The organism is Streptomyces sp. NBC_00212 (assembly GCF_045206365.1).
Taxonomy (GTDB): Bacteria; Actinomycetota; Actinomycetes; order Streptomycetales; family Streptomycetaceae; genus Streptomyces.
The window spans coordinates 261,314-285,496 of sequence record NZ_CP108116.1 but is presented as its reverse complement, the minus strand read 5'-3'; the positions used below and the strand labels follow the sequence as shown (position 1 = coordinate 285,496).

Annotated in this window: 3 protein-coding genes; all 3 read left to right on the top strand. The window is 71.3% G+C overall.

What is annotated here, in order from left to right; all coding sequences use genetic code 11:
- Window positions 1-93: 93 nt before the first annotated feature.
- Genes OHA17_RS41050 through OHA17_RS41040 form a run of 3 tightly spaced genes read left to right on the top strand, consistent with a single transcriptional unit; the run spans window position 94 to window position 24,183 of the window.
- Window positions 94-6,603 carry an amino acid adenylation domain-containing protein gene (locus OHA17_RS41050; protein WP_406510982.1) on the top strand — a complete coding sequence of 2,170 codons (6,510 nt, stop codon included), beginning with the start codon at window positions 94-96 and terminating at the stop codon, window positions 6,601-6,603.
- The gene (locus tag OHA17_RS41045; protein WP_331721435.1) at window positions 6,603-22,988 is read left to right on the top strand and encodes an amino acid adenylation domain-containing protein; all 16,386 of its coding nucleotides are present in this window, start codon (window positions 6,603-6,605) and stop codon (window positions 22,986-22,988) included. Before OHA17_RS41050 ends, OHA17_RS41045 begins: the two co-directional genes overlap by 1 nt.
- Entirely contained in the window at window positions 22,981-24,183 is a 1,203-nt protein-coding gene (locus OHA17_RS41040; RefSeq protein WP_331721434.1) for an FAD-dependent oxidoreductase, read from the top strand. Before OHA17_RS41045 ends, OHA17_RS41040 begins: the two co-directional genes overlap by 8 nt.

Here is a 24,183-nt window from a genome sequence, read left to right as displayed (position 1 = left end):
TTTTCGCTGACGTCTAACCACTCTGGGGGAAGTCCCTTGTGTTCCTTTGGGCAGAATTCGTTGCTGGGTGAGCTCAATGACACGGAGGTTCCGGTGCCGGTGGAGACGTTCACTGAATTGTTCGAGCGGCAGGTCGCGACGGCACCGGGTGCGGTCGCGGTGGTGTTCCGTGACATTCAGCTGACGTACCGGGAACTCGACGAGCACGCCAACCGGCTGGCGCGCCTGCTGACCCGGCGCGGCGTCGGACCCGAATCGGTCGTGGGCATCGCGATGCGCCGCTCGCCGGAATGGACCGTGGCGGTCCTCGCCGTGCTGAAGGCCGGCGGATCCTATCTGCCGATGGACTCGGCCTACCCTGCCGACCGGCTCGCCTACATGGTGGAGGACTCCGCGGCCCGCCTGATCCTCGCGGACGTGGCAACAGCCGGGGAACTGCCCGAGCTGTCCGTCCCCGTACTGCGCCTCGACGACCCGGCCGTTGCCCGGTCGGTGTCCGGCCTCGACCCCGCCCCGCTGACGGCGGACGAACGCATCCCGGCGACGGCCACCAACACCGCGTACGTCATCTACACCTCGGGCTCCACGGGGCGCCCCAAGGGCGTGCAGGTCACCCACACCGGCTTCGCCAGCCTGCTCGCGACGCAGACGGACCGGCTCAAGGTGACGGCCGACAGCCGGGTGCTGCAGTTCGCCTCCCCCAGCTTCGACGCCTCGGTGTGGGAACTGTGCATGGCTCTGCTCTCCGGCGCCACACTGGTGCTGGCCGACAAGGACCACCTGGCTCCGGGCAGCCCGGTGGCCGAGACGATCGCCGCCCACGGTGTGACCCACGTGACGCTGCCGCCGCCGGTGCTGGCCGCCGTGCCCACCGCCTCGCTGGCGAGCGTCGAGACCCTGGTCGTCGCCGGCGACGCGACCTCGCCGGAACTGGCGGCCACCTGGTCGGCCGGCCGGCGGATGATCAATGCCTACGGGCCCACCGAGACCACCGTCTGCGCCACCATGAGCGCGCCGCTGCGCGGCGACGGCCGGGTGCCGCCCATCGGAACGGCGATCGCCAACGCGCGGACCTATGTGCTGGACGCCCAACTGCGGCCGGTGCCGGCCGGGGAGGTCGGCGAACTGTACGTGTCGGGTGCTGCCCTGGCCCGCGGATACCTGGGCCGGCCGGGACAGACCAGCGGGCGCTTCGTGGCCTGCCCGTTCGGTGACCCCGGAGAGCGGATGTACCGCACCGGAGACCTCGCGGAATGGACACCCGACGGCGACCTGATCTTCCACGGGCGGGCCGACACCCAGGTCAAGATCCGCGGGTTCAGGATCGAACTCCACGAGATCGAGGCGGCGCTCGAAACACACCCCGGCGTGGTGCACGCCGCCGTGATCGCCCACGAGGCAGCGGGCTCCGGCAGAGGCAAGCAGCTGGTGGGCTACGTCGTCCCGGCCGGCTCCGCCGAGCAGGACCACGGCGCCCAGAACGGCGCCTACGGCGCCATCGCCTTCGAATCCGGCTTCGCGGTGGGGGAGCTGCGGCCGTTCCTGGCACAGCGCCTGCCCGACTACATGATCCCCGCGACGTTCACCGTCCTGGACCGGCTGCCGCTGACGCCGAACGGCAAGCTCGACAAGGCCAAGCTGCCAGAGCCGGAGTTCCGGGGCGGGGTCTACCGGGCGCCGCGCACCGAGCACGAGGAGATCCTGACCGGGCTGTTCGCCGAGCTTCTCGGCCTCGACCGCGTCGGCATCGACGACGACTTCTTCGCCATCGGCGGCGACAGCATCCAGTCGATCCAGGTCGTGACCCGGGCTCGGGCCCACGGCCTGGTGCTCAGCTCACGCGAGATCTTCGAGCGCCGCACCGTGGCCGAACTGGCCGAGGTCGCCGCCGCCAACAACGAAGCCGGCGCCGGACCGGTCCTCGAAGAGCTTGAGGGCGGCGGCACGGGCGGGATGCCACTGCTGCCGGTGGCACAGTGGATCCGCGAGTGGGGACCGGGTTTCGACCGCTTCCTGCAGGCCATGGTGCTCGACCTGCCCGAGGGCATCGACCGCGCAGGCCTCGCCGCAACCCTGGGCGCGGTCCTCGACCGCCACGACCTGCTGAGGTCCCGCCTCGTGCCCGAGGACGGCGGAAGCCTGCAGGTCACCCCGCCCGGCTCGGTCCAGGCCGATCCGCTGATCCGGCGGGTCGCCTGCGACGGACGCTGGGACGAGTCCTGGACCCAGACCCTGCTGAGCGAACTGGACGACGCCGCGCAGCGCCTGGACCCGGCCGCCGGAGTGATGGCGCAGTTCGTGTGGTTCGACCCGGAGCCCGGTGAGGGCACGGAGCCCGCCGGCGCGGGCCGTCTCCTGGTCGCACTGCACCACCTCGTGATCGACGGCGTGTCGTGGCGGATCCTGATGCCCGACTTCGCGGCCGCCTGGGAGCAGGTCCGGGCCGGTGCCACCCCCCAACTGCCCGACGTGGCCACGTCGGTGCGCCGCTGGGCCCACGCCCTGGCCGACGATGCGTCGAGCCCCCGGCGGGCGGCGGAGCTGAAACTGTGGCGCTCGATCGTCGAGGGCCCGGACCCGGTGCTCGGCACCAGGCGCCTGGACGCCGCGACGGACGTCGTGTCCACCGTCGAGAAGACGCACGTGGAGCTTCCGGCCGCAGTCACCGAGGCCCTGCTGACGGCCGTCCCCGCGGCCTTCCGCGGCGGCGTCAACGACGGCCTGCTCGCCGGCCTCGCCCTGGCGCTCGCCCAGTGGCGCCGCCTCCGCGGCGTCGAGGAGTCCTCGGCCCTGGTCCGCCTCGAAGGACACGGCCGCGAAGAGGACGTGGTGCCGGGCGCGGACCTGTCCCGCACGGTGGGCTGGTTCACCAGCGCCTTCCCGGTACGTCTCGACCTCACCGGCGTGGACCTCCAGGACGCGTTCGCGGGCGGCCCCGCCGCGGGCCGCGTACTCAAGGCGGTCAAGGAGCAGCTGCGGAGCATCCCCGACAAGGGCATCGGCTACGGCCTGCTGCGCCACCTCAACCCCCGCACCGCCGCGGTCCTGCGCGAACACCCCATCGGACAGGTCGGCTTCAACTACCTCGGCCGGTTCTCCACCGCCGCCGACATGCCCGAGCACCTGCGCGGCCTCGGCTGGACCCAGGCCACCGACATCGCCGAACTCGCCGAGCTCGACGCCGGCCAGGACGCCCGCATGCCGGCCCCGGCCGAACTCGACATCAATGCCAGCGTCACCGACACCCCCCAAGGACCCCGCCTCGGCGCCGTGTTCGCCGCCCCCACCGGCATCCTGACCCCGACCGAGGTGCAGGAGCTCGCGGACCTGTGGTGCGCCGCCCTGAACGGCCTGGCCCAGCACGTCGCCCAGCAGGGCGCCGGCGGTCTGACCCCGTCGGACGTTCCCCTGGTGCCGGTGAGCCAGAGCGACTTGGAGGCCTGGGAGGGGCGCTATCCCGGCCTCTCCGACGTCTGGCCCGCCACCCCGCTGCAGTCGGGCCTGCTGTTCCACTCCCAGCTCAACGACTCCACGTTCGACGCCTACCAGGTGCAGTACGCGCTGCACCTGTCCGGGCGGGTGGACCCGGCGCGGATGCTCGCCGCCGGGCAGGCACTCCTGGACCGGCACCCCAGCCTGCGGGCCGCGTTCCTGCCCGACTCCAACGGCGACCTGGTCCAGCTGATCTCGGAGAGCATCCCGCTGCCCTGGCAGGACCTCGACTACAGCGGCCTCGGCGAGGCCGAACGCGCCGAGGCCTTCGAACAGTTCCTGGCCCAGGACCTGCGCACCCACTTCGACCCGGTCGCGCCGCCCATGCTGCGCCTCGCCCTGGTCAAGATGGAGGCGGAGCGCTTCGAACTCGTCCTGACCGCCCACCACGTGCTGTTCGACGGCTGGTCGGTGCCGCTGCTGATGCAGGACCTGCTGAAGCTGTACGGATCCGCCGGCGACGCCTCCGTCCTGCCGCGAGTGCGCAGCTACCGGGACTTCGTGGACTGGCTGTCCAAGCAGGACCCCGACGAGTCGGCCCGGGTGTGGACACGGGAACTCGACGGGGTGGGCGAGCCCACCCTGCTCGTCCCCGGCGCCGACGCGGAGCACAGCGACGGCGGGGCCGGGATCGGGCAGGTCGACGTCCAGCTGTCGGGCCAGGAGGCCCGCGACCTGATGCGGCGCGCGGCCGACCTCGGCGTCACCCTGAACACCGTCGTCCAGAGCGCCTGGGCGATCCTGCTGAACCAACTCACCGGCCGCTCGGACGTGATCTTCGCGTCCACGGTGTCCGGCCGGCCGCCGGCGGTGCCCGGCGTCGACTCCATCGTCGGCATGTTCCTCAACACCCTGCCCGTGCGCGTGCAGACCTCTCCGGGGGACACGCTCGCCGAGCTGCTGACCGCGGTGCAGGGCGGACAGGCCGCACTGATGGACCACCACCACTACGGGCTGACCGAGATCTACGCGGCGACCGGCCTGGAAGCGCTGTTCGACACCATCATCGGGTTCGAGTCCTTCCCTCTCGACCGGGTCGGCATCGCCGAGGCCTGCCGCGCGGCCGGCATATCGGTCACCGGGATCCGCTCCTTCACCGCCAGCCACTACCCGGTGACCCTGCTGGTGTTCATCGAGTCCGACGGACTGCGGCTGACCGTCCAGTACCAGCAGAACGCTCTCGACCGAAGCACGGCCGAAGCCATCGCCGCCCGCTACGGGCGCATCATGCGCCAACTGGGAGCAGACCCCGCCCAACGGGTCGGACGCGTCGACGTGCTCGACCAGGCCGAGCGAGACCTGCTCGCCGGGCTCGACGCCACACCCGTGACCGGGCCCGCGACGACGATCCCGGAGCTGTTCGAGCGACACGCCGAAGCCGCGCCGGACACCGTCGCGGTCGTCCGCGGCGACGTCTCGTGGACCTACCGCGAGCTCAACGCACGGGCGAACCGCCTCGCCCGCGAACTGGTCCGCCGAGAGGTCGGCCCCGAGACGGTCGTGGCCGTGGCCCTGCCGCAGAGCCCCGACCACGTGGCCGCGGTCCTCGCGGTGCTCAAGGCCGGCGGCGGCTGCCTTCCACTCGACCCGCACACCCCCGCCGACCACCTGTCGTCCCTCATTGCGGACGCAGGAGCGGCGCTCGTCCTGACGGACAGCGCCACAACCTCCCCGGCAGAGCACGGAATTCCGCACCTGCGCCTGGACGAGCTCACCGCCGACCCGGAAGCGACGGACGGCAACCTCGGCGACCGGGACCGGATCCGGCCGCTGCTCCCGGACCACGTGGCCTGGCTGACGTACACATCGGGCTATCCCGGCGGGCCGAGGGGAGTGACCCTCACCCACCGCAACGTGACCGGCGGCGTGCCGGGGCTGGCGGCACACCTGACCGACACCCCCGCCAGCCACGTACTGGCAACGAGGACGAGCACCTCCGAGGTCACGGCGCTGACCCTGTTCAGCGCGCTGTGCACCGGCGGCAGCATCGAACTGGCCGGGGAAACACTCGACTTCGCGGGACGCTCCGGCGCCACCGGCGGCGTGATCAACGCGATTCCGTCGGCCTTCGCCGAACTCCTAGACCAGGCAGGCGACATCACCGCCGACACCGTCCTGCTCGCGGGCGAGCCGCTGCCGGCACCGCTCGTGCAGCGGATACGCCAGGCGGTTCCCGGCGTCCGGATCGTGGGCACCTACGGGCCGAGCGAGTCCTTCGGCGCCACCGCCTTCGCGCCGCAGGACGGCGACGAGCCGGCCCCGGCGGGCGAGACGGCCCTCGGAACCCCCCTTCCCTCCGTACGGACCTATGTGCTCGGCGCCGGGCTCACCCCGGTTCCGCCGGGCGCGGTCGGCGAGCTGTACATCGCCGGCACCACCCTGGGGCGCGGCTACCAAGGCCGTGCCGAACTCACCTCCGCGCACTTCGTGGCGGACCCGTTCGGCCCCGCCGGATCACGGATGGTGCGCACCGGCGACCTCGTCCGACGGCACCCCGACGGCCACCTCGCCTACGTACGGCGCGGTGACACGCAGGTGACGATCCGCGGCGAGCGGATCGAACCGGCCGAGGTCGCGACCGTCCTGCAGCAGCACCCCTCGGTGAGCCAGGTGGTGGTGGTCGCCCACGACGGCGACACCAGGCAACTGGTCGGCTACGTGGTCGCCGAGGCGGGCGCCGACACCGGCGAACTCACCGCCTTCGCCAAGCAGAGCCTTCCCGCGCACCTGGTCCCCGCGGCGTTCGTGGTTCTCGACCAACTGCCGCTGACCCCCGCCGGGAAGCTGGACCGCTCGGCCCTGCCCGAGCCCGGATCCGCCGGCCCCGCCTACCGCGCCCCGCGCAGCGAGCAGGAGGAGAAGCTCTGCGAGCTGTTCGCCGAAGTCCTCAGCCTCGAACGCGTAGGCATCGACGACGACTTCTTCGAACTCGGCGGCAACTCCCTGACGGCGACCCGCCTGACCAGCCGCATCCGCAAGACCCTCGGAGTCTCCGTGACCATCCGAGCCATTTTCCAACACCGCAACATCGCTGAACTGTCGCGCACGGTGAAGAGTGCGAACACGTCGAGTCGCCCCCGTCTGCGCAAGATGAACAGGAGTGGACAGTAATGATCCCGTTGTCTTTCGCGCAGCGCCGACTGTGGTTCATCGAGCAGTTCGAGGGCCCCTCGGCGACGTACAACGTCCCGTTCCTGGTGCGGCTGACCGGCGCCCTGGACGTGACGGCACTCCAGGCGGCCGTACGCGACGTGGTGGTCCGGCACGAGAGCCTGCGCACGCTGATCGTCGCGAACGCCGAGGGCGTGCCGTCCCAGCAGGTCGTGCCGGTGGACCAGCTCGTGTTCGAGGTGCCGCTCGTCGAGGTGGCGCCCGACGCGCTGGACCACGCCGTCGACCAGGCGGGCAAGGCCACGATCGACCTCGCCACCGAGATCCCGGTACGCGCCACCCTGTTCCGCTCCGCACCGCACGAGCACGTCCTCGTGCTCCTGATCCACCACATCGCCAGCGACGGCGAGTCGGTGGTCCCGCTGGCGCGCGACCTGGACACCGCCTACACGGCCCGGATCCTGGGCGAAGCCCCGGACTATCCCGAGCTGCCGGTCCAGTACATCGACTACACCCTGTGGCAGCGCGAGGTGCTGGGCGACGAGGACGACCCCGACAGCGTCCTGTCGGCCCAGGTGAAGTACTGGCGCGACGAGCTGACGGGCGCTCCGCAGCCGCTGCGCCTGCCCACCGACCGCCCCCGCCCGCCGGCCGCCAGCCACCGCGGCGGCATCGTGGAGTTCCCGATCGAACCGGAACTGCTCGCCGCCGTCGAGGAGTTCGCCCTCGACCGCGACGTGTCGGTGCCGATGGTGATGCAGACGGCCCTGGCGGTCCTGCTCCAGCACCTGGGCGCCGGCGAGGACATCCCGATCGGGAACACGATCGCGGGCCGTACCGACGACGAACTCCAGGACCTGATCGGCTTCTTCGTCAACACCTGGGTGCTGCGCACCGACCTGTCGGGCAACCCGACGTTCAACCAGCTCATCGGGCAGGTCCAGGAGAAGGCGCTGGCCGCCTACGACAAGCAGGACGCCCCCTTCGAGCGCCTGGTGGAGGAGCTCAACCCGGAGCGCTCCACCGCCTACCACTCGCTGTTCCAGGTGATGTTCACCTGGGAGAACGAGCGCTGGATCGACCTCGAACTGCCCGGCGGGCTGCAGGCGCGCCTGGAGGTCCAGGCGACCTCGTCGGCCAAGTTCGACCTGGAGTTCAACTACTTCACCGACCCCACCAAGCCGGGCATGCTCGTCTACATCGAGTACGCGACCGACCTCTTCGACCACGAGACGGTCGAGGCCATCGGAGCCCGCTACGTCCGCGTCATCGAGCAGATGGTGGCCGACCCGCAGAAGCCGGTCCGCCAGGCGGACGTGCTGGAGCCGGCCGAGCGGGAGCTGGTGCTGCGCGGGTTCAACGACACGGCCATGCCGACTCCCCTGGTAACGGTTCCCGAGCTGTTCGAGCAGCAGGCGGCCCGGACGCCGGACGCCGAGGCCGTGGTCTTCGACGGCGCCGCGCTCACATACCGCGAGCTGGACGCGCGGGCCAACCGGTTGGCGCGTGAGCTGGTCCGGCGAGGCGTCGGCCCGGAGACGGTGGTGGCTCTGTCGCTGCCGCGCTCGGCGGACCTGGTCGTCGCGCTGCTCGGTGTGCTCAAGGCGGGCGGCGCGTATCTGCCGATCGACCCCAAGTACCCCAGCACCCGGCTCGACTTCATCTTCTCGGACGCCAGTCCGCAGCTGCTGCTGACCGACGCGGACACCGTCGGGATCCTCCCGGAGACCGACACCCCGCGCCTGTTCCTCAGCGACCTCGACCTGACCGGCGACGCGGACGGCACGCCGCTCCAGGACGCCGAGCGGCTCTCCCCGCTGCGGCCCGACCACATCGCGTACGTGATGTACACCTCCGGCTCGACCGGTCAGCCCAAGGGCGTCGCGATCACCCACCACACCGTGGTCAACGGTGTGACGCGGCTGGTGTCCGCGGTGGGTGTGGACTCGAACACGTGGCTGCTGGCCGGCACCTCCATCAACTTCGACGTATCGGTGTTCGAACTGTTCACCGCGCTGTCGACCGGCGGCACCCTCGAAGTGGCCCGGGACGTCCTGGTCATCGGTGAACGCGGCGGCTGGTCGGGCGGAGTCATCAGCACCGTCCCGTCCGTCTTCGTCGAACTGCTCGACCAAGTCGGCGGCGAGATCAGCGCCGAGACCGTCGTCTTCGCCGGCGAGGCGCTGTCCCCGGCGCTGGTGCGCCGGGTCCGCGAGACGATCCCCGGCATCCGGGTGGTCAACGCCTACGGACAGACCGAGTCCTTCTACGCCACCACCTTCGCCCTGCTGCCCGAAGAGGAGTGGGACGGCGCGAGCAGCGCCCCGATCGGCACTCCGCTCGGCAACATGCGCACCTACGTCCTGGGTCCCGGCCTGGAGCCGGTCCCCGTCGGCGTGGTGGGCGAGCTGTACGTGGCGGGCAATGTGGCCCGCGGATATTACGGCCGCACCAAGATGACCGCGGAGCGCTTCGTCGCCGACCCCTACGGCCCGCCCGGGGCACGGATGTACCGCACCGGCGACCTGGCCCGCTGGAACGCCCACGGCCAGCTGGAGTACGCCGGCCGTGACGACTCCCAGGTGAAGATACGCGGATTCCGCATCGAGCCCGGCGAGATCGAGGCCGCGCTGACGGCCCACCCGAGCGTCGCCCAGGCCGTGGTGATTGTCCACGAGGGCCGCAGCGGCACCGGCAAGCAACTCGTCGGCTACGTCGTCCCGGTGGAGGTCGAGGAGAGCGGTCTGGGCAGCGTCGAGAGCCTCGGCGACCTCGACATCGACATCACCGCCGGTGTCTCGGCCCGCGACCTGCGCCGCTTCGTGGCCGCCAAGCTGCCCGAGTTCATGGTCCCCTCGGTGTTCGTGATGCTGGACCGGCTGCCGCTGACCCCCAACGGCAAGCTGGACCGGGCGGCCCTGCCCGAACCGGAGTTCACCGGCGGCGAGTACCGCGCGCCGCGCACTCCCGCCGAGCAGGTCCTCGCCGCCGTCTACGCCGAGGTCCTCGGTCTCGACCGGGTCGGCATCGACGACGACTTCTTCGCCATCGGCGGCGACAGCATCCGCTCGATCCAGGTGGTCTCCCGGGCCCGGGCGGAGGGCGTCGAGGTCACCCCCCGGCAGATCTTCGAGAGCCGCACGGTGGCCGAACTCGCCCAGGTCGCCCAGGCCGGCGGCCCCGCCGGAGCGGGCGTCGTCCTGGAGGAACTCGAAGGCGGAGGCGTCGGCTGGATGCCGCTGCTGCCCGTCGGCAAGTACCTGATGGAACTGGGCGGTGGCATCAACCGGTTCTCCATGTCCCTGGTCCTCGAACTGCCGCAGGGCATCGACCAGGAGGGCCTCGCCGCGACCCTCGGCGCGGTCCTCGACCGCCACGACGCGCTCCGCTCGCGCCTGGTGCACGGCGACGACTGGGGCCTGGAGGCCGACGCGCCCGGCACGGTGGACGTGCCGAGCCTGATCCACCGCGTCGAGTGCGACGGCCGCTGGAACGAGCAGTGGCAGCGACTCGCCGTCGCGGAACTGGACGCCGCCACCGGCCGGCTCGAAGCGGCCGCCGGGACGATGGCGCAGTTCGTATGGTTCGACGCGGGCAGCGACGCCCCGGGCCGTCTCCTGGTGGTGCTGCACCACTTCGTGATCGACGGGGTGTCCTGGCGCATCCTGCTTCCCGACTTCGCCGCTGCCTGGGAACACGTACGGGCCGGCCGCACACCGGAGCCCGCGGCCACCACGACCTCGGCCCGGCGCTGGGCGCACGCCCTCGTCGATGCCGCCGCATCACCCGAGCGGGTCGCCGAACTCGACTTGTGGCGCGAGGTGGTCGCCGGACCGGACCCGGTCCTCGGCAGCCGCCCCCTCGACCCCGAGGTCGACGTCGTCTCCAAGTCCGGGCACATCTGGGTACGGCTGCCGGAGACGATCACCGAGACCCTGCTCAACACCCTGCCCGCGACCTTCCGCGGCGGCGTCAACGACGGCTTGCTCACCGCCCTCGCCCTCGCGGTCACCCGCTGGCGCCGGGCACGCGGCATCGAGGAGCCTTCGACGCTGATTCGCCTCGAAGGTCACGGCCGCGAGGAGGACGCCGTCCCAGGGGCGGACCTGTCCAGCACCGTGGGCTGGTTCACCACCATGTTCCCCGTCCGGCTCGACCTCGCCGGGGTCGACCTCGACGAGGCCTTCGCGGGCGGCGCGTCCGCGGGCGAGGCGATCAAGGCAGTCAAGGAGCAGCTCCTCGCCATCCCGGACAAGGGCATCGGCTACGGCCTGCTGCGCTATCTCAACCCGCAGACCGCGGCAGAGCTGAAGCAGCACTCCACGGGCCAGATCGGCTTCAACTACCTGGGCCGTTACTCGACCACGGACATGCCCGAGCACCTGCGCGGCCTCGGCTGGACCCAGGCCGAGGGGACCACCGAACTGGTCGCCGACCCGGACGCCGACATGCCCGCCCTCTCGACGCTCGACCTGAACGCCATCGTCACCGACGGCGAGCACGGCCCGCAGCTCAGCGCCCGGCTCGGCTTCGCCACCGGAGTGCTCGACGAGGCCGACGTACAGGAACTGGCCGACTACTGGCGGACCGCGCTCGAAGCCCTGGCCCGGCACGCCGAGCAGCCCGGCGCCGGCGGACTCACGCCCTCGGACCTGGCACTCGTGTCGGCCACCCAGCGCGAGATCGACCGATGGGAGAAGCAGTACCCGGGCCTGTCGGACGTCTGGCCGCTGACCGCGACGCAGTCGGGTCTGCTGTTCCACACCCTGATGGTCGACGCCGCCTTCGACGCCTACCAGATGCAGATGGTCTTCCACCTGTCCGGGCAGGTCGTCCCGTCCCGGATGCGGGCCGCGGGCCAGGCCCTCCTCGACCGCTACGCCGCCCTGCGCACCGCGTTCGTGGCCGACGCCGCCGGAGACCAGGTCCAGGTCGTCCTCGACCACGTCGAACTGCCCTGGCGGGAGGTCGACTTCAGCCGCCTCGGCGAGGAGGCTCGCGGCGCGGCGCTCAAGCAACTGCTGGCCGAGGACCACGCCACGCACTTCGACCCGGTCACGCCGCCGATGCTGCGGATGACCCTGGTGACCATGGGCCCGGACCGGGCCGAGCTGGTCTTCACCGCCAACCACGTGCTGTTCGACGGCTGGTCGGTGCCGCTGCTCCTCGAGGACCTGCTGCGGCTCTACGGCTCCAGCGGGGACGCCTCGGCGCTGCCCCGGGTGCGCGGATACCGGGACTTCCTGGTGTGGCTGTCGCAGCAGGACCGCGACGAGGCCGCCCGGGTGTGGGCCGACGAACTCGCCGGGATCGAGGAGCCCACCCTGCTCGTCCCCGCCGCCGTGTCGTCCGACGCGGCGCCCACTGGCATCGGCCAGGTCGACGTCCCGCTGACCGCCGAGCTCTCCCAGGAACTGTCCCGCCGCGCCTCCGAGCTGGGCGTCACCATGAACACCGTCGTACAGGCCGCCTGGGGTCTCCTCCTCGGCGGGCTGACAGGCCGTCAGGACGTGGTGTTCGGCACCACGGTGTCCGGCCGCCCGCCCATGGTGGCGGGCGTGGACTCCATGGTCGGACTGTTCATCAACACCCTGCCGGTGCGGGTGGACTGCGCCCCCGCGGACACCCTCAGCGAGGTGCTGACCGGCCTGCAGGACCGCCAGGGCGCGCTCCTGGACCACCAGCACTACGGCCTCGCCGAGATCCACCACGCCACCGGTCTCAAGTCGCTCTTCGACACCATCGTGGTGTTCGACTCCTACCCGATCGACCGCGCGGGCATCTCCGAGGCGTACTCGGCGGCGGGCATCGCCGTCACCGGCATCAGCCCGCTCAGCGGCACCCACTACCCGATGATCGTGACGGCCACCGCCGAACCGCGGCTGCGCGTCGCCCTGGAATACCAGCACCACCTCTTCGACAGCGCCGCCGTCGAGACCATCGCCGCACGGTTCCAGCGGATCCTGCAGCAGCTCGTCGAGGACCCGCAGGTGCGGGTCGGCCAGGTCGACGTGCTGGAGGCGGCCGAACGCGACCGGCTCCTGGTCGAGTTCAACGACACGGCCGCGCCGGCCTCCGAACTGACGGTCCCCGCACTGTTCGAGCGCCAGGCGGCCCGCACCCCGGACGCCGTCGCGGTGGTCTTCGAGGACACCTCGCTGACCTACCGGGAGCTGGACGTGCGGGCCAACCGGCTCGCCCGCGAGCTGATCGTGCGCGGGGCAGGCCCGGAGACCGTGGTGGGCCTCGCCCTGCCGCGCTCCGCCGAGCTGGTGGTGGCGATGCTCGCCATCCTCAAGTCCGGTGCCGGATACCTGCCGATCGACCCGAAGTACCCGAGCCACCGCCTGGACTTCATCCTGTCCGAGGCCCGGCCGCGACTGATCCTCACCGACGCCGCGACCGCGGACGTGCTGCCGCCCACCGACATCGCCCACCTCCACCTCGACGACCTCGACCTGGCCGGCGCCGGCAACGGTGCACCGCTTCGGGACGAGGACCGCACGACACCGCTGCACCCCCAGCACCTGGCCTACGTCATGTACACCTCGGGCTCCACCGGGACCCCCAAGGGCGTCGTGATCACGCACGGCACCGTCGTCAACGGCGTGACGCAGCTCGCCTCGCGCGTCGGCGCAAGCGCGGGCTCGCGCATGCTGGCGAGCACCTCCATCAACTTCGACGTGTCGGTGTTCGAGATCTTCACCGCACTGTCGAGCGGCGCGAGCATCGAGGTCGTCCGCGACGCCCTGGTCCTCGGCGAGCGCGACGGCTGGACGGGCAACGTCATCAGCACGGTCCCGTCCGTCTTCGCCGAGCTGATCGACCGGCTGGAGGACCGGATCAGCGCCGAGACGCTGGTGTTCGCCGGCGAGGCGCTCCCCGCGTCGCTGGTGCACAAGATCCGTGCGTCGATGCCCGGCGTACGGGTGGTCAACGCCTACGGACAGACCGAGTCCTTCTACGCCACCACCTCCTCGGACTCCGGCGACGGCACCGGCAGCGCCCCGATCGGCACCCCGATCGGGAACATGCGCGCCTACGTCCTGGGCCCCGGCCTCCTGCCGGTCCCCCCGGGAGTAGTGGGCGAGCTGTACATCGCCGGCGCCGTGGCGCGCGGCTACCTGGGCCGGGCCGGGCTGACCGCTGAGCGGTTCGTCGCCGACCCGTTCGGCGCCGCGGGCTCGCGCATGTACCGCACCGGTGACCTCGCGCGGTGGAACGCCGACGGTCAGCTGGAGTACGTCGGCCGCGACGACGCGCAGGTCAAGGTGCGCGGCTTCCGCGTCGAACCCGGCGAGATCGAGGCGGCCGTGACCGCCCACCCGGGCGTCGCCCAAGCCGCCGTCGTCGCCCGCGAAGCGGGTTCCGGCAAGCGGCTCGTGGCCTACGCGGTTCCCGCCGCGACGGGCGAGGACGGCGCCGGCGTCGACATCGACGAGCTGCGCAAGTTCGTGGCGGCCCAGCTGCCGGAGTTCATGGTGCCGTCGGCCTTCGTGGTCCTGGAGCGGCTGCCGCTGGCCCCCAACGGCAAGCTGGACCGGGCGGCCCTGCCCGAGCCGGAGTTCACCGGCGAGACCTACCGGGCACCGCGGACCCCGCAGGAGGAGGTCCTCTGCGCGCTGTTCGCCGAGGTCCTCGGACTCGACCAGGTCGGCATCGACCACAATTTCTTCGACATCGGCGGGCACTCCCTGCTGGCGACCCGGCTTGTCAGCCGGATCCGTACGTCGCTGGGCATCGAGATTCCCATCCGGGCGGTGTTCGACTCGCCCACCGTCGTGGAGCTCACCGGACACCTGTCCTCGGGCTCGCGGGCGCGGCCGCAGCTGCGCAGGGCGGAGCACCGGCCGGACCTGGTGCCGCTGTCGTTCGCGCAGCGCCGCCTGTGGTTCATCGACAAGTTCGAGGGCCCTTCGGCCACCTACAACGCGCCCTTCCCGCTTCGGCTGACCGGCACCCTGGACGTGGCCGCGCTGGAGTCGGCGGTACGGGACGTGGTGGCCCGGCACGAGAGCCTGCGCACGCTGATCGTCGAGGACGCCGAGGGCGTCCCGTACCAGCGGGTGCTCCCGGCGCACCAGGCGACCCTGGACATGCCGGTCGTCGAGACGGACGCCGAAGGCCTGGCCGACGCCATGGCCGAGGCTGTGGCTCACCCGTTCGACCTGTCCTCGGACATCCCGGTGGCGGCGACCCTGTTCCGGATCGGCGAGCAGGAGCACGTCCTGGTACTGCTGATCCACCACATCGCCAGTGACGGCGAGTCCATGGCGCCCCTGGCCCGGGACCTGGCCACCGCCTACACCGCACGCCGCGAGGGCGAGGCCCCGCAGTGGGCGGACCTGGCGGTGCAGTACGTCGACTACACGCTGTGGCAGCGCGAGGTGCTCGGGGACGAGAACGACCCGGACAGCGCGCTGTCCGCCCAAGTCCGGTACTGGCGTGAGGAGTTGACGGGAGTTCCGCAGCCGCTTCAGCTGCCCGCGGACCGCCCCCGCCCGCCGGCCGCCAGCCACCGCGGCGACACGGTGGAGTTCGGCCTCGCACCGGACGCGATCGCCGCCGTCGACGAGCTGGCCCGCACCCACGGCGTGACCGTGTCCATGGTCCTGCAGTCGGCCCTCGCGGTGCTGCTGCACGGCCTCGGCGGCGGCGACGACGTGACCATCGGATCCCCGATCGCCAACCGCACCGACGAGGGCCTCGCGGACCTCATCGGGTTCTTCGTCAACACCTGGGTGCTGCGCGCCGACCTGTCGGGCAACCTCACGTTCGAGGAACTGCTCCAGCAGGTGCGCAACAAGTCCCTGGCCGCGTACGACAACCAGGACGTTCCGTTCGAGCGCCTCGTGGAGGAGCTGAACCCGGAGCGCTCCACCGCGTACTCGCCGCTGTTCCAGGTGATGTTCGCCTGGCAGAACTTCGCCCGGAAGGACTTCACCCTGCCCGACGTACGGGTGGAGTTCGAGCGGGTGCGCAACGAGTCCGCGAAGTTCGACCTGTTCTTCAACATGGCTGACCTGCCCGGCATGGGTGTCCTCGGCCACCTTGAGTACGCCACCGACCTGTTCGACCGCGCGACCGTCGAGGCCATCGCGGCCCGCTTCACCCGCGTCGTCGGTCAGCTGGCAGCCGATCCGCGCCAGCGCGTCGGCAGGGTCGAACTGGTCGAGCCGGCCGAACGGGAGCTGGTGCTGCGCAAGTTCAACGACACGACGGTGGAGATCCCTGACGCAACCGTTCCCGGGCTCTTCGAGCGCCAGGTGGCGCGAACCCCGGACGCGGTCGCGGTGGTGTACGGCGAGCAGTCGCTGACGTACCGGGAACTCGATGCGCGGGCCGACCGGCTGGCGCGCGAACTGGCCGGACGGGGCGTGGGTCCCGAGACGGTGGTGGCTCTGTCGCTGCCGCGCTCGGCGGACCTGGTCGTCGCGCTGCTCGGTGTGCTGAAGGCGGGCGGCGCGTATCTGCCGATCGACCCCAAGTACCCCAGCACCCGGCTCGACTTCATCCTCTCCGATGCCCGTCCAACGCTGCTGCTGACCGACGCGGAGACCGTCGGGATCCTGCCGGAGACCGACATCCCCCACCTGTTCCTCGGCGACCTCGACCTCGGTGCGACCGAGGCGGACGCCGACTCCACGGACGCCGGGTTCTCGGCGCTGCGGCCGGAGCACGTGGCGTACGTGATGTACACCTCCGGCTCGACCGGCCGCCCCAAGGGCGTCGCGATCACCCACCACAACGTGGTCAATGGTGTGTCGGGCCTGGCATCGTCCGTCGGCATGGTGGCGGGCACCCGGACCCTGGCGGGCACGTCCATCAACTTCGACGTGTCGGTGTTCGAGATCTTCACGACGCTGACGACCGGCGGCACGCTGGAGATGGCGCGGGACGTCCTGGTCATCGGCGAGCGCGGCGGCTGGGCCGGTGGGGTGATCAGCACCGTCCCGTCGGTCTTCGCTGAGTTGCTCGACCAGACGGCTGGCGAGATCAGCGCCGACACCGTCGTGTTCGCCGGCGAGGCGCTCCCGGCCTCGCTGGTGCGGCGGGTCCAGGAGACGATCCCCGGCGTCCGGGTGGTCAACGCCTACGGACAGACCGAGTCCTTCTACGCCACCACGTTCCCCATGTCGCCCTGCGCGGGATGGGAACGCGCGGGCAGCGCGCCGATCGGCGCCCCGATCGGGAACATGCGCGCCTACGTCCTGGGGCCCGGCCTCGAACCGGTCCCCGTCGGGGTGGCGGGCGAGCTGTACGTTGCCGGAAACGTCGGGCGCGGCTACCACCGGCGCCCCTCGCTGACGGCCGAGCGCTTCGTCGCCGACCCGTTCGGCCCGGCCGGGTCGCGGATGTACCGCACCGGCGACCTGGCCCGCTGGAACGCCGACGGCCAGTTGGAGTACGTCGGCCGCGGTGACGCGCAGGTCAAGGTGCGGGGCTTCCGCATCGAGCCCGGCGAGGTCGAAGCCGCGCTGACGGCCCACCCCGAGGTGGCTCAGGCGGTGGCGATCGTGCGCGAGGGCCCGGGCCGCTCCAAGCAGCTCGTCGGCTACGTGGTGCCCGTCGGCGCCGATGCGGACCACAGCGTCGACGGCCTCGGCGACCTCGAAGTGGACATGACCGCCGGTCTCTCCGCGCGGGACCTGCGCCGCTTCGTCGCCGCCCGGCTGCCGGAGTTCATGGTGCCGTCGTCCTTCGTGGTCCTGGACCGGCTGCCGCTGGCCCCCAACGGCAAGCTGGACCGGGCGGCCCTGCCCGATCCGGAGTTCAGCGGCGGCGAGTACCGCGCGCCGCGCACCGCGGTCGAGCAGACGCTCGCCGCCGTCTACGCCGACGTGCTCGGCCTGGACCGGGTCGGCCTCGACGACGACTTCTTCGCCGTCGGCGGCGACAGCATCCGCTCGATCCAGGTCGTCACCCGGGCGCGAGCCCAGGGCATCGAGGTGACGCCACGTCAGATCTTCGAGCAGCGGACCGTGGCCGAGCTCGCCGAGGTCGCCACCAGCGACCTCGGCGCCCGCCAGGTGCTGGAGGAGCTCGAAGGCGGCGGCGTGGGCCGGCTGCCGCTGCTGCCGATCGGCGCCTACATGCTCGAACTCGGCGGCGGCTTCGACCGGTTCTCCATGTCCATCGCCCTCGAACTGCCCGAAGGGATCGACGAGCAGCAGCTCGCCGCCACCCTGGGCGCGGTCGTCGACCACCACGACATCCTGCGCTCCCGCCTCCTCCTGGAGGACGGCGGCGCCCTGGACATCGGAGCGCCCGGCACGGTCGAGGCGGCCGCGCTGGTGCACCGGGTCGCCTGCGACGGCACCTGGAGCGACTGGGAGCAGGCGGCTGCGGCGGAGCTGGACGCCGCGACCGGCCGCCTCGACCCGGCCGCCGGAGTGATGGCCCAGTTCGTCTGGTTCGACCCCGACCAGGGGGCCGGCCGGCTGCTCGTTGCACTCCACCACCTGGTCGTCGACGGCGTGTCCTGGCGGATCCTGGTCCCCGACCTCGCCGAGGCGTGGAAGCAGATCCGGGCCGGCAAGACACCGGAACTCCCCGAGGTCGGCACATCGGTGCGCCGCTGGACACACGCCCTGGTGGACGAGGCGGCCAGCCCCGAGCGGGTGGCCGAACTCGACCTGTGGCGCGGCATGCTGGACGGGCCCGACCCCGTACTGGGCTCGCGGCCGCTGGACCCCGCGGTGGACGTGCTGTCCACCGTCGAGCACCTGGAGATCCAACTGCCGGTGGCGGTGACCGAGGCGCTGCTCACGTCGGTACCGGCCGCCTTCCACGGCGGCGTCAACGACGGCCTGCTGGCCGCCCTCGCCCTCGCGGTCGCCAAGTGGCGTCGTGGGCGCGGTGTGGCAGAGCCGTCGGCACTGATCCGCCTCGAAGGCCACGGCCGTGAGCAGGACGTGGTGCCGGGCGCCGACCTGTCGCGCACCATGGGCTGGTTCACCAGCATGTTCCCGGTCCGCCTGGACACCGCCGGCTTCAGCCTCGACGAGGCGTTCGCCGGCGGCCCGGCCGCGGGCGGCGTGGTCAAGGCGGTCAAGGAGCAGCTGCGGGCGGTCCCGGACAAGGGGCTCGGCTTCGGTCTCCTGCGCTACCTCAACCCCGAGACCGCGGCGGAGCTGCGACAGCACTCGGCGGGCCAGATCGGGTTCAACTACCTGGGCCAGTTCTCCTCGGCTGACATGCCCGAGGAGCTCCGCGGGCTCGGCTTCACCCAACTGCCCGACATGGACGCGCCTCTGGACGCAGACATGCCGGCGATGTCGACCGTGGAGATCAACTCGGCGGTCCTCGACACCGGTCAGGGCCCCCAGCTCGGCGCGATGATCGGCTTCCCGACCGGCGTCCTCAGCCGCGCGGAGGTGCAGGAACTGGCCGACCTGTGGTGCGAGGCGCTGACGGCGCTCGCCCGCCACGTCGCCACTCCCGGCGCCGGCGGTCTGACCCCCTCGGACCTGCCGCTGGTGTCGGTGCGCCAAGGCGACATCGAGGCCTGGGAGCAGCACTACCCCGGCCTCGCGGACGTCTGGCCGCTGACCCCGCTCCAGTCCGGGCTGCTCTTCCAGTCCACGATGCTCGACGACGACACCTTCGACGCGTACCAGATGCAGATCGTCTTCCACGTCTCCGGACAGGTTGACCCCGCCCGGATGCGCACGTCCGGACAAGCGGTGCTCGACCGCTACGCCAGCCTGCGCACCGCGGTCGTCACCGACGCCGACGGCAACCAGGTCCAGGTCGTCCTCGACCACGTCGAGGTGCCCTGGCGGGAGGTCGACCTGCGCGGCCTGGAGGACTCGGCCCGTGAGGAGGCGTTCGAGCGGCTCCTCGCCGAGGACCACCGCGAACACTTCGACCCGGCCACGCCTCCGCTGCTGCGGCTGACGCTGGTCACCATGGGCCCGGACCGCTCCGAACTGGTCCTGACCGCCCATCACGTGCTGTTCGACGGCTGGTCCTTCCCGCTCCTGATGCAGGACCTGCTGCGGCTGTACGGCTCCAACGGCGACGCCTCAACGCTGCCGCGGGTGCGCGGGTTCCGGGACTTCCTGGTCTGGCTCTCCCAGCAGGACCACGACGTGACCGCCCGTGCCTGGGCCGCGGAACTCGCCGGCGCCGATCCCACGGTGCTCGCCCCTGGAGCCCCGGACAACGAGGGCGTCGGACAGATCGAGATCCCGTTGCCGATCGAGGAGGCCCGTGCCCTGAACCGGCGCGCCTCCGAGCTGGGCGTCACCGTCAACACCCTGCTCCAGAGCGCCTGGGGCATGCTGCTCGGCCAGCTCACCGGCCGTCAGGACGTAGTGTTCGGTGCCACCGTCTCCGGACGGCCGCCCGCCCTGACCGATGTCGACTCGATCATCGGCCTGTTCATCAACACCCTTCCGGTCCGCGTCGCATACGCCCCGGGCGACTCGCTGGCCAGCCTGGTGACCGGTCTGCAGAAGCGGCAGGCCGCCCTTCTCGACCACCACTACTACGGTCTGAGCGACATCCAGCAGTCCCTCGGGCACAAGAGCCTGTTCGACACGCTGGTCGTCTTCGAGTCCTTCCCGGTGGACAAGGAAGGCCTGACCGACGCCAACACGGCGGCGGGCATCGCGTTCACCGGCATCCGGCCCTTCTCCGGCACCCACTACCCGCTGGCCCTGATGGCCGGCGCCGAACCGCACCTCATGATGGTGCTGCAGTACCAGCAGGGCGCCTTCGGCCGGGACGAGGTGGAGGCGATCGCGGCCCGGCTGGCGCGGATCCTGCGGCAGGTGGCCGCCGATCCGACGGTACCGGTCGGTCAGGTGGACGTGCTGGAGCCGGCCGAGCACGAGCGGCTGCAAGAGCTCAATGACACGGCCGTGGCCACGCCCGGACTGACCGTTCCCATCCTGTTCGAGCGCCACGTCGCGGCCACCCCGGACGCCGTGGCGGTGGTCTGCGACGACGAGTCGTTGACGTACGGCGAGGTCAACGCGCGGGCCAACCGGCTGGCGCGGGAACTGGTACGGCGCGAAGTCGGCCCCGAGTCGGTGGTGGCGGTCTCGTTGCCGCGCTCGGCGGACCTGGTCGTCGCGTTGCTCGCGGTGCTCAAGGCCGGCGGCGCCTACCTGCCGATCGACCCCAAGTACCCCAGCCACCGACTGGAGGCCATCCTCGGCGAAGCCCGCCCGCAACTGATCCTCACGGACACCGCCACCGAGTCCGTACTGCCGCCCAATGACAGCGCCCGGTTGCACCTGGACACCTTCGACCTCGAGCAGGCCGGACCGGACACCGATCTCACCGGCCGGGAACTGGCGGCCCCGCTACGACCGGAGAACCTGGCGTACGTCATGTACACCTCCGGTTCCACCGGCACGCCGAAGGGCGTCGCCATCACCCACCACACCGTCGTCAACGGTGTGCTGCGGCTGGCCGCGCAGGTGGGCACGGGGCCGGACCGGCGCACCCTGGCAAGCACCTCGGTCAACTTCGACGTCTCGGCGTTCGAGATCTTCACCACCCTCACCTCGGGCGGCAGCATCGAAGTGGTCCGCGACGTCCTCGTCCTTGGCGAGCGCGACGGCTGGACGGGCAGTGTGATCAGCACCGTCCCCTCCGCCTTCGCCGAGCTCGTCGACCAGATCGCGGACCGCACCACCGTCGACACACTCGTCTTCGCCGGCGAGGCGCTGCCGACGGCGCTGGTGCAGCGGGCCCGCCAGGCATTCCCCGGCGTGCGGGTGGTCAATGCCTACGGACAGAGCGAGTCCTTCTACGCCACCGCCTTCGCCGTCCCCGGCGACGAGGAGTGGAGCGGAGCGGGGAGCACCCCCATCGGTACGCCCCTGGGCAACATGCGCACCTACGTGCTCGGTCCCGGGCTGGCTCCCGTACCCCCGGGCGTCGTCGGCGAGCTGTACGTCGCAGGAAGCATCGGCCGCGGCTACCGCGACCGTCCGGGCCTGACCGCGGAACGCTTCGTCGCCGACCCCTTCGGGCCCGCCGGCTCGCGGATGTACCGCACCGGCGACCTCGCCCGCTGGAACGCGGAAGGCCGGCTCGAATACGCGGGCCGCGACGACTCCCAGGTCAAGGTGCGCGGCTTCCGCGTCGAACCCGGCGAGGTCGAGGCCGCTCTCGTCGCCCACCCCGACATCGCCCAGGCGGTCGTCATCGCCCGCGAGGGCCGCGCCGGCAACGCCGGCAAGCAACTCGTCGCCTACGTGGTCCCGGCGAGCGACGGCCTCACCGTCGACGAACTGCGCCGCCTGGCCTCGGAACGCCTGCCGGACTACATGGTCCCCGCGGCCTTCGTGCAGCTGGAGCGGCTCCCGCTGGCCCCGAACGGCAAGCTGGACCGGGCCGCCCTGCCCGAACCGGAGTTCACCGGCGGGGCCTACCGGGCGCCCCGGACGCCGCGCGAGGAAGTGCTGTGCGGACTGTTCGCCGAAGTGCTGGGCCTCGAACGGGTCGGGATCGACGACGACTTCTTCACCCTGGGCGGGCATTCACTGCTGGCCAGCCGGCTCATCAACCGGATCCGTACGCTGCTCGGCGTCGCGATCCCCATCCGGGTCATGTTCCAGTCGCCCACCGTCGTCGAGCTGAACGAATACCTGGCGTCGGGCACCGGCTCGTCCGAATTCACTGACCCGTTCGGTGTCGTGCTGCCGCTGAAGACCGACGGGGACCAGGCACCTTTGTGGTTCGTCCACCCCGGTGTGGGGCTCTCCTGGGCCTACATGGGCTTTGCCGGACACCTCGGCGAGGACCGGCCCGCCTACGCGATCCAGGCACGCGGCTTCGACGGCGCGGCACTGCCGGAATCGATCGAGGCGATGATCGCCGACTACCTGGAGCAGATGCTCAAGGTCCAGCCGGAAGGCCCCTTCCATCTGGTGGGGCTCTCCCTCGGCGGCACGCTCGCCCAGGCCATGGCCGCGGAGCTGCAGAAGCAGGGCCACGAAGTGGCGACGCTCGCCCTGCTGGACTGCGTCCCCGCCTCCTGGTTCACGCACAACGAGACGGTCGACGTGTCCGAGGTACGCGAATTCTTCGGGGAACGACTCCCGGCCCTGGCCGGCTCGACCGAAGGCGACCGGGAATCATTGGTCGACAATTCGGCGGCCATCATGGTTCGACACATCACGATGATGAAGGACTTCGAGTCGCCCGTATTCGACGGGGACGCCCTGTTCTTCAACGCCACGTTGAACCCGGACGAGTCGTACCGCAGCCACTGGACTCCCTACATCCTGGGCTCCGTACAGGAGTGGGATATCCACTCCACCCACCTCGGCATGAATATGCCGGGCCCTGCGGCCGAGATCTGCAAGGTAATCAACCGGCACCTCAAGGAAATCAAGGCGAATTCGGGAGCTTCTCTTGTATGACGTGATTGTGGTTGGCGCGCGGGCCGCCGGAGCACCGGCCGCCATGTTGCTCGCGCGCGCCGGATACCGGGTGCTCATGCTGGAGCGGGCCCGGTTCCCCAAGGACACCCTGTCCACCCTCTACATCCACCAGCCCGGTGTGGCGCAGCTGGACCGCTGGGGCGTGCTGCCCGACGTCGTGAACACCGGCGCCCCGGCCCTCGACAACGTCCGCTACACGATCGACGACATCAGGCTCGAAGGCTGCTCCTGGCCGGCCGACGGCAACGCGGCCTCCTACGCGCCCAGGCGCTACCTGCTCGACTCGATCCTGGCGCAGGCCGCGGTGGACGCCGGAGTGGAGTTCCGCGACAACTGCTCGGTGAACGACCTGGTGTGGGAGGACGATCGGGTCGTGGGCGTCCGCATCGGCTCGATCCGGGGCGGCGGCCAAACCGTCGAACGCGCCCGGCTGGTCATCGGCGCCGACGGAATGCGCTCCACGGTGGCGGCCAAGGTCGAGGCCCCGCTCGTGATCGAGGACCCGTCCCTCACGTGCGCCTACTACACCTACTGGTCGGGTCTGCCGCAGCAGTTCAGGCTCTTCGAGGCGCCCGGACGCTGGGTCGGCACCGTACCGACCAACGACGGCGCGACGCTCGTGGCGGGCTACTTCCCCCAGTCGGAATTCGGCACTGTCCGCGGCGACGCCCTGAACGCCCTGCTCGACTGCGTGGCGCAGACGGCGCCCGAGGTGCGCGAACAGATGGCGGGCGGAAGCCGGCTCGAGCGCGTGCACGGTACCGGCGACCAGCGCAACTTCTTCCGACAGGCCGCCGGTCCCGGCTGGGCCCTCATCGGGGACGCCGGACATCACAAGGACTCGATCACCGCCCGCGGGATCACCGACGGCTTCTTCCAGTCCCAGCTCCTCGCGGACTGCATCGGCGACAGCCTCCAGGACCCCGACCGTCTGGAAGCGGCGCTGGAGAGTTTCGCGATCCAGCGGACCGAAGCCCTCATGCCCTATTACCGCAGCACGCTGAAGACCGGCCGGCTCTCCGCACCCGCGCACCAGCTGGACATGCTGCGCGCCATATCCACGAGTCCCGAACTCACTTCCCGGTATTTCTCGACGATGTCGGGCGTCTGCCCGGTCGATGAATTCCTCACCCCCGAGCTCCTCGAACTCATGGCGGATCAGGTGGCCGCGTAA

What these genes read in the sequence shown, in the direction of transcription:
- OHA17_RS41045 (WP_331721435.1), top strand. Translation starts at nt 6,603, where the DNA reads ATGATCCCGTTGTCTTTCGCGCAGCGCCGACTGTGGTTCATCGAGCAG.